This is a genomic window from Pseudomonas sp. NPDC077408 (genome assembly GCF_050269105.1).
In the GTDB taxonomy this organism is placed as follows: Bacteria; Pseudomonadota; Gammaproteobacteria; order Pseudomonadales; family Pseudomonadaceae; genus Stutzerimonas.
On the sequence record NZ_JBNNHS010000003.1, the window covers coordinates 110,444 to 122,926 of the forward strand.

Annotated in this window: 11 protein-coding genes; 7 read left to right on the top strand and 4 right to left on the bottom strand. The window is 61.1% G+C overall.

Annotation, left to right across the window (positions count from 1 at the left end; all coding sequences use genetic code 11):
• Positions 1–61 precede the first annotated feature (61 nt).
• Positions 62–940, top strand: coding sequence for a DMT family transporter (locus ACQKEK_RS09900; RefSeq protein WP_499142371.1), 879 nt, complete (start codon positions 62–64; stop codon positions 938–940).
• Here the strand turns inward: ACQKEK_RS09900 and ACQKEK_RS09905 are convergent.
• Together ACQKEK_RS09905 and ACQKEK_RS09910 are read right to left on the bottom strand one after the other, a co-directional pair.
• Complete coding sequence (locus tag ACQKEK_RS09905) at positions 922–1,746, bottom strand: alpha/beta fold hydrolase (RefSeq protein WP_499142373.1); 825 nt, start codon at positions 1,744–1,746, stop codon at positions 922–924. The two genes, ACQKEK_RS09900 and ACQKEK_RS09905, sit on opposite strands and share 19 nt — an antisense overlap.
• A gap of 204 nt (positions 1,747–1,950) precedes the next feature.
• The gene (locus tag ACQKEK_RS09910; RefSeq protein WP_499142375.1) at positions 1,951–3,585 is read right to left on the bottom strand and encodes an acyl-CoA synthetase; all 1,635 of its coding nucleotides are present in this window, start codon (positions 3,583–3,585) and stop codon (positions 1,951–1,953) included.
• 191 nt (positions 3,586–3,776) lie between these two features.
• On the opposite strand from ACQKEK_RS09910, the gene ACQKEK_RS09915 reads away from it, so the two are divergent.
• The 4 genes from ACQKEK_RS09915 to ACQKEK_RS09930 all read left to right on the top strand — a co-directional run bounded on the left by ACQKEK_RS09915 (position 3,777) and on the right by ACQKEK_RS09930 (position 8,597).
• Entirely contained in the window at positions 3,777–3,992 is a 216-nt protein-coding gene (locus ACQKEK_RS09915) for a hypothetical protein (protein WP_499142377.1), read from the top strand.
• Between the two features lie 525 nt (positions 3,993–4,517).
• Positions 4,518–5,213: a response regulator transcription factor gene (locus ACQKEK_RS09920; RefSeq protein WP_499142379.1), complete on the top strand. Its 696-nt coding sequence runs from the start codon at positions 4,518–4,520 to the stop codon at positions 5,211–5,213.
• Positions 5,210–6,550 carry a histidine kinase sensor domain-containing protein gene (locus tag ACQKEK_RS09925; RefSeq protein WP_499142381.1) on the top strand — a complete coding sequence of 447 codons (1,341 nt, stop codon included), beginning with the start codon at positions 5,210–5,212 and terminating at the stop codon, positions 6,548–6,550. The genes ACQKEK_RS09920 and ACQKEK_RS09925 overlap by 4 nt, the downstream gene beginning before the upstream one ends.
• Before the next feature lie 85 nt (positions 6,551–6,635).
• Positions 6,636–8,597, top strand: coding sequence for a TonB-dependent receptor domain-containing protein (locus ACQKEK_RS09930; protein WP_499142383.1), 1,962 nt, complete (start codon positions 6,636–6,638; stop codon positions 8,595–8,597).
• Positions 8,598–8,672: 75 nt separating this feature from the next.
• Here ACQKEK_RS09930 and ACQKEK_RS09935 read toward each other — a convergent pair whose 3' ends face one another.
• Together ACQKEK_RS09935 and ACQKEK_RS09940 are read right to left on the bottom strand one after the other, a co-directional pair.
• Positions 8,673–8,867 carry a hypothetical protein gene (locus ACQKEK_RS09935; protein ID WP_128120821.1) on the bottom strand — a complete coding sequence of 65 codons (195 nt, stop codon included), beginning with the start codon at positions 8,865–8,867 and terminating at the stop codon, positions 8,673–8,675.
• Between the two features lie 112 nt (positions 8,868–8,979).
• On the bottom strand, positions 8,980–9,753 hold the full coding sequence (locus tag ACQKEK_RS09940) for an IclR family transcriptional regulator (RefSeq protein ID WP_499142385.1): 774 nt from the start codon (positions 9,751–9,753) through the stop codon (positions 8,980–8,982).
• 134 nt (positions 9,754–9,887) lie between these two features.
• Here ACQKEK_RS09940 and hmgA point away from each other — a divergent pair, with 134 nt between their 5' ends.
• Positions 9,888–11,174, top strand: coding sequence for a homogentisate 1,2-dioxygenase (gene hmgA, locus ACQKEK_RS09945; protein WP_499142926.1), 1,287 nt, complete (start codon positions 9,888–9,890; stop codon positions 11,172–11,174).
• 1 nt (position 11,175) lies between these two features.
• Positions 11,176–12,477: a fumarylacetoacetase gene (fahA, locus tag ACQKEK_RS09950; protein WP_499142387.1), complete on the top strand. Its 1,302-nt coding sequence runs from the start codon at positions 11,176–11,178 to the stop codon at positions 12,475–12,477.
• Positions 12,478–12,483 lie beyond the last annotated feature (6 nt).

Below are 12,483 nucleotides of genomic sequence, written 5' to 3' on the forward strand. Positions count from 1 at the left end.
GTATCGAACAGAGGACAGGGTTAATCGAAGTGACAGGGCCGTCGCCACTCCGGACGAGGCTATGGCAATGGCGCGTAAGGGCACGGTGCTTGTGGCGATGGCGGCGCTTTGCTGGGGAATATCGGGCGGGATCGCCGGTGTTCTCTTGAGCGATGGCTGGGATGCGTTCGTCGTTTCGTTCTTTCGAGGCGCCATCGGGTTGTTGTCTGTTCTCCTCTGGCTAGCGTTGCGACCAGGTGCCAGCGGACTGGCAAACCGCAAGCTCTGGTTCTGGTCGGTGATCGCAGGGCTCGGTGTGGCCGGCAACTTCGCTTTCTATTTCGTGAGCATCAGGCAAAGCAGCGTAGCTGTTGCAGCGACGCTGATGTATTGCGCGCCAGTGTTCGTTTACCTGGTGTCATTCGTCCTCAAACTGGAACGATCGACTCCACTGAAGTGGGGCGCGATCGGGATGGTGATGCTTGGCATCGTGCTGCTGACAGGCGTCTACAAGAATGGCGCGGGTGGCGTCACGTTGATCGGCGCGGGCGCCGGACTGCTTGCAGGGCTGTCCTACGCGGTCTTCATTTTTGGCTTCAAATATGCGGCGCCGCACGGCAGCCCACAGGCGATTCTTGTCATCGCTTTCGCCGCGCTTGTCACCGTGTTCATCTGGCTTGTCGAGGCCAACCAGGTCATGGCTGTTTTCCGTTCGCCGAGCTGGCCGCTGTTCATGCTACTGGGCGTGCTTGGCGCGGGGTTGTCCTTCACGCTGTATATCATCGGCCTGAACCATACCGCGCCATCTGTCGCTTCGGTGGTGGCAATGGTTGAGCCGGTGAGTGCGACGCTGTTCGGCGTCGCAGTTCTCAACGAAAGCCTGGCCGGCCTTCAAATCGTGGGTATGGCGCTGATCCTGATTACGGCTACCGCGCTGGCCTTCTATTCAAGCCCGCGATAAACGGTTGATTGCATCTGTCCTTCCCCTTGCTCTTGGAGAAAGCAGGCAACCGTGTCGAGCACTGTCTCGGGCCGCTCACGATGGGGAACGTGCTGGCAGCCGTCGAGCGGAAGTTTTTGCACGCCGCCGCTCCCCAGCGCAGCGACACGGTGAAGATGATCCAGCGAACCGTATTCGTCGTCCCGCCCATGAATGCCCAGTAATGGGCAGGCGAAGCCCGGGGCGCTTTCTTCGATTGTCCAGTTGGCATAACTGTCCGAAAGCCAGGTGTCGATCCAGGCCCAGAGAATCCACTCGGCCTTTGCGCCGTGGTATTTGCGTAGGCGGTCGACCTGGCCCGGTTCGGCAAATGCCGCTTGGGTGGCGCGGATGCCTTGCAAGGTTCGATCTTCGACAAAGGCAAGGGCGGCGATGGTGATTAGCGCGCGGCAATTGCCAGGGTGATGGGCAGCGAGGCTGGCGGCCATGATGCCGCCCACGCTGTGGCCGAGCGCGATGAAATGCTCGATATCCAGCGCATGCCGTACCGGCGGAAAGTACCGCTCGGCTTCGTCGCGAATGAAGCTGTTCGACCAGCCACCCGGATGCGCTGCGGAGCGACCAAAGCCGAGCCGGTCGTAGGCAATGACGTCGCGCTCGGTGGCCACAGCAAGGCGCTCGGGAAAGTCGCGCCACAGCTCGACGCAGCCGAGGGAGTCGTGCATCAGGACGATGGGTGGCCTGCGCGAGTGGCGGGTGCGCCAGCGCCGCGTGAATACGTCGCCGTGCTCGGTGTGCAGCATGCGGTCTTCGGTCGAAACGGTCATGAGAATCCTAATATCGCCGCCTCAGGTTGGTGTCCTTCGGCGCGACAGCTGTATGGCTCGGTACCGGCGCGAGTTTTGGCAGCCGTCATGCCGGCTGCCAAAAAGAAGCGGCCACCCTGGGCCGCCGAAGGCTTACGCCACGCCGATAGCATTGACTGGCGGCAGCCTGACGCCGCCAGGTTGTAAGGTGTCGACCGTCTGGGTTCAGCTCGCCGCTGCTGTCGTGGGTTGCTGCGCTGTCTTTTCCCGGTCGCGCAGCAGGAATCGCTGAATTTTTCCGCTCGGGGTCTTCGGAAGTTCGCTGACGAACTCGATTTCGCGCGGGTAGGCGTGGGCGGAAAGGCGCTGACGCACGTGTTGTTGCAGCTCGTCGGCCAATGCTTGGTCGGCATTGTGGCTCGCATGCAGCACAACGAAGGCCTTCACCAGTTCGGTGCGCTCTGGATCGGGCTTGCCGATCACCGCCGCTTCGATCACGGCCGGGTGTTCTACCAGGGCGCTTTCCACGTCGAAAGGGCCGACCCGGTAGCCGGATGTGGTGATCACGTCATCGGCGCGGCCAACGAAGCTGATGCTGCCGTCGTCATTGAGCTCGACGGTGTCACCGCTCAGGTAGTAATGCCCAACGAAGGCTTTGGTGCGGGTGCCCACATAACCGTTGAACCAGAGCAGGGGAGACTGGTTGCGGTCCAGCGCGAGCATTCCCGGTTTGCCGGGCTCCAGCTCGCGTTGTTGATCATCGATGACCACGACGCGGTGCCCGGGCATCGCGTAGCCCGCCGTGCCGATGCGCACGGTATGGCTCAGCGCATGGTGGTTACACAGGACCATGCCGAGTTCGGTCTGTCCGTAATGGTCGTGGATCGTGCAGCCAAGGCCGCTGCTGAACCAGCGGATCACTTCGGGGGTGAGCGGCTCACCTGCGCTGCTCACGGCGCGCAGGCGACCCTTGATCTTGCCTTCGACCTCGTCCTTGGCCGCCAACAGCAAGCGGAACGCGGTGGGTGAGCCGGCCATGTTGGTGATCTTGTATTCATTGACGACGCGGCAGGTGCTGTCGACGGTGAAGCCGCCTTCGTAAAACAAGGTCGAATGGCCCATGGCGAGCGGCCCGGTGACGGCGTAATACAGGCCGTACGCCCAGCCAGGATCAGCGATGTTCCAGAAATTGTCCTCGGGTCGCAGATCGACTGCATCGCGCATGTAGGTGACGAACGCGACGATGGCCTTGAGCGGCACATGCAGCTGCTTTGCCGGCCCGGTGGTGCCGGAGGTGAACATGGCGAGGAAGGGGGCGTCACCCGCCAGCAGCACCGGTTCGAATGCGCTCGATTGCTGGTTGACCTGGGTCCAGAAGTCGTCGGCGCCATCGCCTACGACCAGGCGGCGCGGGGCGCTTTCAACGGCGTCCAGCTTCTCGCTGTTGGCAGCATCGGTGACGACCAGCTTGGCGCCGGATTCCTTGACTCGATGCTCAACCGCTTTTGGGCCGAAGGCGGTGAACAGCGGCTGATAGATAGCGCCAGCGCGCCATGTGCCGAGGATCGTAATTAGCAATTCGGGGGTGCGTGGCAACAGGCCGGCAACGGTATCGCCCGGCTTGATGCCATAACTGTCCAACAGATTGGCGAAGCGTGCCGCGGCTTCCTTGAGCTGTGCGAAGGTCCAGGTGGCTCGCTGGCCGTCGCGGCCTTCCCAGATAAGCGCGACCTTGTCCGAGTCGGCGTGACGGTCACAACACTCGACGCAGGCATTCATGGCGGAGAGATCACCGCTGAGGATGGCCGAGACCGTCTGCTGAAAGTCGAATTCGCTGGCCGCAGTGGCATGGTCGCGCATGGCTGGCTCCTGGATGTTGTTGTTATTGAGTTGTCCGGATATTGGCGCTGCGTGGTGCCCGCAACAATGGCAAATGCCACCAAGGTGGATGAGCGGTTTGGACAAACTCTGCGGCACGACCTGCGGCTGGCACCAATCACCCGCAACTGCATCGAATCTTGGAATCACATATGGTTAACGGGAGGTGTTCCATGAGTATCGATCCGCTTGACAGACCCCACAATCAACAACCGGTGCCGGGGCAGGACCAGAACCCCAGCCATTCTCCTGAGCCTGATTTCATTACCGATAATCCAGATGTCCAACCCGGTTCTGGACATGACAAGGGCACCCAGCCCTCAGGCCCGCCGAAAAGCACGCCCGATATCGACCCGAACGAGCCGGGGTTAGGGAACCCGTTGCCCTGACGCTATAAAAGGTTCATTGCGCCTGGCCGAGGGAGAGCAGCCGCGATCGTGAGATCGCGTTCCGAGGCCTGGGAGCCGTTTGCTCGCAGGTATCGCTATCTTGGGCCGGGCTGCTGTTCTCGGCGAGGCGTGTTGGCCTATCACTCGCGTCTCCTAAAAACCGGCGATGCGCTATACACCGCCAAGCAAACTGGTCGAAACAGAGTTTGCTTCGCGTCTTCAGCAGGATCTTCCCCTCAATCTGATGGGGCACCGGCAGAGATTAACTAACGCTGGTCCCGCGCAATACTCTCGAATCAGCAAACAGTCCGTATTTGCCGTTGCAGCACTAAGCGTTCGTTATCGCTGGTGTCTCTTCTCGCTGCGTTTTGCCGCATCGCCATCCGGCTCAGCCATGAAGACGGGCGGAGCGGACAATGGCGATAACGGCCACGCGTTGATAGCCCGGCCGGACAACTTGCCTTACCCTATATGAGAATTATTATCTTCTGGCGATGGGTGTAACTCACCCGACAGGGAGTCGAGATGGGGGCGTTTCTGGCTGAAGTATTGGTCATCGAGGATGATCAGGTGCTGAGCGCGCAACTGGGAGAGTTGCTTCGTTTGCAGGGATACACGGTGCGCTTGAGCCAGCTGGGTGAGAGTGGCTTGGCGATGGCATTGGCTAACGCGCCGGACCTGATTTTGCTGGATGTGATGCTGCCGGACATGAACGGTTTCTCCGTGTTACGTCGCTTGCGCGAGCAGCAACAAACGCCGGTCATCATGCTGACCGCTTGCGGTGCTGAAGAGGAGCGAATTCGAGGGTTGCGTCATGGGGCGGATGATTACCTCGCCAAACCCTTCAACCCGACCGAATTGCAGCTACGCATCGATGCCATATTGCGGCGAACGCGTAGCGCCGAGAGCCGAGCCGTACAGCCGTCTTCATTGAACGTCGACGCCCTAGTGTTGGATCGACACACGCTACGTGCCCGCGTTGGAGAACAGGACCTGGCACTGACGCCCTTGCAGTTCCGGCTGCTATGGCAACTGATGTTGCAGCCTGGCGAGGTGCTGACCAAACCTTATCTGTACCGGGTTGTTTTCGAACGCGAGCACAGCGGCTACGACCGTAGCCTCGACATGCACGTCAGCCGCATTCGTCGCCGTCTGACCGAAGCCGGGCTGGCGGCCGATCGCCTGCAGACGCTCCACGGTCGTGGTTACAGCTTCCAATGAACCGGCGACTGTTCTGGAAGTTGTGCCTCGGCGTTGCCCTGGGAAGCGTAGCGTTGTTCTGGGTCATTGCGCGCTTGAGCGGTCAGGCAGAGGAGCAGATGAGCTTCATTGACGCCGAGCATCAACGCACGCTGCGTGAGTACGGCGCGCAGGCCGAAGTCCTATACCGTGCCGGCGACGAAAAGGCTTTGCGAGAGTGGTTGCGGATGCTTCAGCAGCGAGAGCAAACCTGGGCGGCGATCATCGATCCGCAATTGCACGCCCTTACCGGTAGTGAACTGTCCGAGCGCTTCATGCGGGAGTTCAGCCTTGGGCGGGATCCGTCTTGGAAGATCCATCTCTACTTTCAGGAAAATCCGATCATGGACGTGCCATTCGCTGATGGGCAGCTGCGCTTCCTGATCCAGTTGCCGCAGCGCATGCGCCCAGGGCATTACTGGTATCCAGCGCGGCTGCTACTCGAACTGGTGCTGCCCCTGGTGTTGTTGGTCTGTGGCTGTTTGTTGCTCTATCGCCACTTGATGCAACCGTTGCGGAGGTTGGAGCAGGCCACCCGACAGTTCAGCGAAGGCGACTACACCGCCCGTGCGGGTGCGCTGTTGGGTTCAAGACGCGACGAGCTTGCAGGTGTAGCCGAGACCTTTGACGCCATGGCTGAGCGCATCGGCGGACTGATCATCGATCAGCGTCAGCGGCTGGCCGAAATGTCCCATGAGCTTCGAACGCCGCTGGCACGCATCGAGATGGCGGTCAGTTTGGCGGAGCAGGGCGGCGACACTGCTGCATTGCTGCCGCGCATTCGCCAGGACTGTTCGGCAATGCGTCGCTTGGTCGAGGATGCGCTGACGCTCAGTTGGCTCGAGACAGAGCGGCCAACGCTGCGTGACGAAACGCTGGATCTGACGGACTTGCTCGACAGCATTCTCGACGATGCGCGCTTCGAATATCCGGATCGTCAAATTGAAACGCAGCTACCCGCCGAAGCGGAGCTGGTTGGCAGCTGCCACCGCGCGCTTGGCCAAGCGATCGAGAACATCGTGCGCAATGCACTCGATCACACACCGCCAGGCAAAAAAGTGTGGGTTGAGCTTCAAGCCGAAGCCCAGAGCTATCGGCTGGACATCATCGATCAGGGCCCGGGCGTACCACCGCAGTGGCTTGAACGTATTTTTCAGCCGTTCGAGCGGGTCAGCGGTGATCGCCCGGGTTTTGGCCTGGGGCTGGCTTTGGCCCAACGGCAGATTGGCGCGATCGGTGGGCGTCTGGCTGCGACAAATCACGAGCAAGGCGGGTTGTGCATGACCATCTGGTTGCCTCGCCCTGGGGACACAACGTAACAGTTGTAAAAGTGATACGCGGGCACGGTGTTGTGGGTGAGAATCGTTAATACGAAACGTTCGCATTAATGATCCGAGGTTCTTCATGCAACACTGTCCTATCCCGCTATCGCTTCTCGGTTCGCTGTCCTTTGCTGCGCTGATTGTCTCCATGCCCTGCCAGGCGCAAGCGCAAACCAAGGAGCCGTTGGAACTGACCGGCAGCGAGGTGATTGCTCGCCACGTACAAGGCGACAGCGTCGAAGCCGAGCAGCTAGAGCATTATCAAGCTGCTGACCTACAGGATGTATTCGAGGCCAGCCCGGAGGTGTCTGTCGGGGGCGGCCCGGGTGTCGCTCAGAAGCTCTACCTCCGAGGCCTCGAAGACACGCTGTTGAACATCACCATCGACGGCGCCAACCAGCCGGGCCAGACCTTCCACCATACGGGGCGCATCGGAATTGAGCCGGAGCTTCTCAAGCGAGCCGAGGTTCAGCCCGGCACGGGCGACGCAACCGCAGGACCAGGCGCACTGGGTGGCTCCGTCCGTTTCGTGACCAAAGACCCGGACGATCTGCTGCGTGCCGGGGAACGCGTCGGCGGCCTGATCAAAGGCACCTACTTCAGCAATGCCGAAGGCTATAAATCCAGCACCAGCTTGTTCGGCCGGTTCAACGACGCCTGGTCGGCCATGGCGGTGACGACTTACCAGGACCAGAACGACTACGAAGATGGCAACGGGCGGGATGTACTCGGCACCGGTGCGCGTCAACAGTTGGGGTTCGCCAAGCTGGTGGGCCGATTGACGGATGAGCAGACGTTGCGCCTGGCTTACGAAAAACGGACTGACGAGGGTGAACGCAGCCAGCGTCCGCAGTGGATTCCAAGCGGCTTCAACCCCCTGTTCCCGCTTGAGACGGAGCGGGAAACGCTGACGTTCAATTACGGCTGGAACCCGCTGAGCAACGACTTGCTCGATGTCGAAGTAACGACCTACCACACCTCCACCGAGCTGCAGCAAGACGGTCGCTATGGCCTCTACATTGGCGATACCACCAGCGCTGGGCTGGACATGCGCAACACCAGCGAACTGGGCGCCCATAGACTGACCTATGGTGTCGATTATCGAGATGACCGCACCCGCCTGGGGCCGGATGGCGATCGAGATCTGGATGAAGAGAACGGCGACGTGCTGGGCTTCTATCTACAGGACAGCTATCAGGCCACCGAAAAGCTGCTGCTGGGCATAGGCCTACGCTACGACCGTTACCGCCTCGACGACCGTGACGGCCAGGATTTTTCGGACTCGGGCTTTAGCCCCAACGTGAGTCTTCGTTATCAGCTGACTCCGGAACTGGCCCTGCTGGCCAGCCATGCGCAGGCTTTACGTGGCGTGCAGGTACGGGATGCGTTCAAGCTCGATGCTTCCGGCAACGACCCGGAGCTGGACGCCGAGAAGGCACGTACCAATGAAGTCGGTTTCGAGTATCGCCAAGGCGGGCTGGAGTTGTCCGGGCGGGTTTATGACACCCGCGTTCGGGATGCAATCTACGACCCGAGCGGCCGTCCCAACCTCTACGTGAACGGGGGCACGCTACAGACGCAGGGCATGCTGTTGCAGAGCTCCTACCACTGGCAGCAGCTGAGCGTCGGGCTGAGCTACCACCACAACGATGTCGAGCTGGACGGTGAGGAGCTCAATGTCTACGAGCACAACGGACTCGGCACGACCCTGGGCGACACCTGGACAGGTTTCGCCGATTACCGTGCAACCGACAGGTTGAGTTTCGGCTGGCAGGGCCGCTTCGTCACGGCTGTCGATTCGCTGCGGACCGCTGTGGGCACGCTCGACAAACCCGGTTACGGCGTGCACGACCTTTATGCCCAGTGGTCGGCCTTAAGCGATGACCGACTCGTATTCAACCTGACGCTGAAGAACCTGTTCGACAAGCAGTACCTGGATCACGCCAGCAACGAAGATTTCGAAAACATTCCCGGCTATGAAGGCATACGCGGCAGTTACGAGCCTGGCCGCGAATTGCGACTGGGTGTCGCGCTGCGTATCTGAGGTTGGTTTCGGCGGACGTTAGCCAAAGGAAGGCAGGGGTGCTGGCACTGCTACATGCAACCCTGCCTGATGCGATCAGCCAGCTCGGCTGTGGAGTTGAAGGTCAGCGGCGACGTCGGGTAGCTGATGGGGCGCTGATAGGCGCGACTCGAGGAGCTGAACGAAAGCTCGGGCCTCGGACTCGCTGCGAAACGTGACCTTGTTTCGGTTCAAGCGAACCTCCCAGCTGCTGCCTTCGAACGACGTAAGCGGTCGGATTTGAATATCCATGATGCCTCCGGGGTCTGGAAAAGACAGACGAACGCTAGTCCTTTGCCAGCCACCAGTCAATTTGCGCCATTGAGGCAGGAGCATTCGCTGCTGCCGTTCCTTCTGTTTTCCGTTAGGCACCCATCCGCGCGCTGATCTTGCGCGCCACTGTCAGCAGTCGCTTTGCCGCCTCGCCATCCGCTTCGGCCATGAAGCCGGGCTCGCCACCGACGATGGTGATCACGCCTGCCAACCGCCGGTCGCCACTGAACAGCGGCGCGGAGAGTGCGTTGACGCCAGCCATCAACAGGCCGTGCACGGGCTGGATGTGGGTGCGTTGCAGTTCGCTCATGGCAGCGAGCAGGGCTGCAGGGCTGGGTGCCGAGGGAAGCTTCAGTTCCTCTTCGCGCAATTGCGCAGTCTCGGCGTTGGGCATGAAGGCGTTGAACACCAACCCGGTCGATGAGCCCAGCAAAGGCAGCACCGAGCCCACCTGTGTCACCAGCGTCACGGCACGGACCGCCTGTTCGACATGCACGACGGCCGGACCGCGGTTACCCCAGACCGCAAGAAAGCAGGTTTCGTTGAGTTCATCACGCAGCTGCGCCAGATGCGGCGTTGCCAGTTTGACGACGTCCAGTCGGCCCAACGCGGCCAAGCCCACGAACAGCGCGGCGCGGCCCAGCCCGTAATGGTTCGTCAGTGGATCCTGCTCGGCGAAGCCGCTCGCCATCAGGGCCTGCAAATAGCGATGGACCTTGCTGGCAGGCATTCCGACATGTTCGGCCAGGCGCGATAAGGAGGTCGCCGGGGCCAGTTCGGCCAGGGCAGTGAGAATGTCAGTACCTACCTCTGCGGCCTGTACCTTCTGCCGCCGTGGCGCCGTGTCCGCGTTGCTGTCTGCCATGAATTCAAATGCCTGTTTGTGCGGGCTCGCTTATCGAGGCGCTGTTTATAACTTGACGCCCTGGTGAGTTCAAATTACTTTTTGCGTAAACGCATTACGCGAAATGAGAGACGGCTATGCAACCACAACAACAAATGGGCGAAACCTCTCGATACCTGTCCGGCTTCGGCAACGAGTTCAGCAGCGAGGCCCTGCCGGGTGCATTGCCGGTCGGGCAGAATTCGCCGCAAAAGGTGCCCTACGGCCTGTATACCGAATTGCTCTCCGGCACCGCTTTTACGGTGGCGCGCAGCGAAGCTCGGCGAACCTGGCTGTACCGCATTCGACCATCGGCCCATCACGGCCATTATCAGCGCCTGGAGCGGCAACTCAACGCAGAGCTGGGTCCCGTCACGCCCAATCGACTGCGCTGGAATCCGCAACCTTTTCCCGAGGCTGCGACTGATTTCCTCGATGGCCTGACGTGCGTCGTGGCCAATGCCGAACCCAACCAGCCTGCCGGGGCGAGCATCTACCGGTACGCGGCGAATCAGTCGATGGAGCGGGTGTTCTTCAATGCCGATGGCGAGCTGTTGATCGTGCCGCAGCAGGGTGCGCTGAAGCTGGTCACGGAGTTGGGCGTGCTTGAAGTCGCACCGCTGGAGATTGCAGTGATTCCGCGTGGTATGCGGTTTCGGGTCGAGCTGCTGGATTCGGCGGCGCGCGGCTATGTCTGTGAGAACCACGGCTGTGCGCTGCGCCTGCCCGACCTGGGGCCGATCGGCAGCAATGGTCTGGCTAACCCGCGCGATTTCCTGACGCCGGTTGCGCATTACGAGGAGCGCGACGAGCCGGTGCAGCTGGTGCAGAAGTTTCTCGGTGAACTCTGGGTAACCGAACTGGATCACTCCCCACTGGACGTGGTCGCCTGGCATGGTAACAACGTGCCGTACAAATACGACCTGCGCCGTTTCAACACCATCGGCACCGTCAGTTTCGATCATCCCGATCCGTCGATCTTCACCGTACTCACGTCACCCAGTGCGGTTCACGGGATGGCCAATATCGACTTCGTGATCTTCCCGCCGCGCTGGATGGTGGCGGAGAACACCTTCCGCCCGCCATGGTTCCACCGCAACCTGATGAACGAGTTCATGGGGCTGATCGATGGCGCTTACGACGCGAAGGCCGATGGCTTCTCGCCGGGCGGTGCCTCGTTGCACAACTGCATGAGCGCCCACGGCCCGGATCATGTGTCCACTGAACAGGCGATCAAGGCCGAACTCAAACCGCACAAGATCGAGAACACCATGGCCTTTATGTTTGAGACCGGCCAGGTGCTCCGTGCCACCCGTCAAGCGTTGGAAAGCCCGCAGCTGCAGAGCGATTACGACAGCTGCTGGGCCGGCCTGACCAAGACATTCGATAAAAACGGGAAATGACATGACCGCACAACAAGAGCAACGCAGCTGGGTCGAGTCGGCCAATGGCCATTCGGATTTCCCCCTCGCCAATCTACCCCTGGGCATATTCAGCCGTGACGGCGACCAGCCACGCGGTGGCGTCGCCATTGGTGATTACATTCTCGACTTGCGCGCCGCCTGCGAAGCCAGCGTGTTCGATGGCCGGGCGCTAGAAGCGGCGAAAGCGGCCAGCATCAGCAGCCTCAACACTTTCTTTGCGCTCGGAGCGCCTGCACGCAAAGCGCTGCGAGGGGCACTGCTGGGAATGCTCGGCGAGGGCAGCGCGCAGCGTGAACGTCTTCAGGGCATGGGCGAGTCGTTACTGCAGCCCATGGACCGCTGCCAGATGCATCTACCGGCCAAGGTGGGCGACTACACCGACTTCTATGTCGGCATCCACCACGCCAACAACGTCGGCAAACTGTTCCGCCCGGACAACCCCTTGCTGCCCAACTACAAGTACGTGCCCATCGGCTATCACGGGCGTGCCTCGACGGTTGATGTGTCCGGCGTAACCGTCAAGCGTCCCAACGGCCAGACCATGCCGCCGGGCGCCAGCGAGCCGAGCTTTGGCCCGAGCAAGCGGCTCGACCATGAGCTGGAACTGGGCATCTGGATCGGCGCAGGCAATGCCCGTGGCGAATCGATCCCGATCGGTGAAGCCAGCAGTCACGTCGCCGGGTTCTGCCTGCTCAATGATTGGTCGGCGCGCGATCTACAGGCTTGGGAATATCAGCCGCTTGGCCCGTTCCTCTCGAAGAGCTTCGCCACCAGCGTGTCGCCATGGGTGGTAACGCCGGAAGCACTCGAGCCGTTCCGTTGTGCACAACCGGCGCGGCCCGAAGGCGATCCGCAGCCGCTGCCGTACCTGTTTGATGAGCAGGACCAGCAGCAGGGCGCGCTGGATATCGAACTCGAAGTGCTGCTGCTGACCGAGGCCATGCGCGACAAGGGCCAACCTGCACAGCGCATCGCACTGAGTAGCACCAAGAACATGTACTGGACCGTGGCGCAGATGGTCGCGCACCACAGCGTCAACGGCTGCAGCTTGCAACCCGGCGATCTGTTCGGCTCCGGCACCTTGTCCGGTAGCAGTCCTGAAAGCCTCGGCAGCCTGTTGGAGATCACCCAGGGCGGCAAACAGCCATTGGAACTGCCCAGCGGCGAAACTCGCACCTTTCTGGAAGATGGTGACGAAATCATCCTCAAGGCACGTTGCCGTCGGGATGGACAGGCATCCATCGGCTTTGGCGAATGTCGCGGTCGCGTGATGCCTGCTTAACGTAAG